General features: G+C 48.5%; 1 protein-coding gene. It reads right to left on the minus strand.

Annotation, left to right across the window (positions count from 1 at the left end; translation table 11 throughout):
• Nucleotides 1-297: AMP-binding protein (locus tag AABK37_RS42535; RefSeq protein ID WP_432557283.1), on the minus strand; the 297-nt coding region annotated here is incomplete at both ends.

Below are 297 nucleotides of genomic sequence, written 5' to 3' on the forward strand. Positions count from 1 at the left end.
CCACCATCTCCATTGAGCGTTCCGTGTAAATGCCTACCAATACCTCAGGTCCGACACCTAACGATAGTAGGTGGTGTGCCAGTTGGTTGGCTTTGGCGTTTAACTCATGGTAGGTAAGTTGCTCCGAATCAAACACCACTGCCACCGCATCCGGCGTTAAGTCAACTTGTTGTTCAAACAACGAATGCAGGCACAAATGTTTGGGGTAGTCGGCTTGGGTTTTGTTGAATTCCACCAGTATCTGATGTTGTTCGGTGGCAGTCAGTAGCGCTAAATCTGATAGCTTCTGTTGGGGAT

Source organism: Tolypothrix sp. VBCCA 56010 (genome assembly GCF_050875635.1).
In the GTDB taxonomy this organism is placed as follows: Bacteria; Cyanobacteriota; Cyanobacteriia; order Cyanobacteriales; family Nostocaceae; genus Hassallia.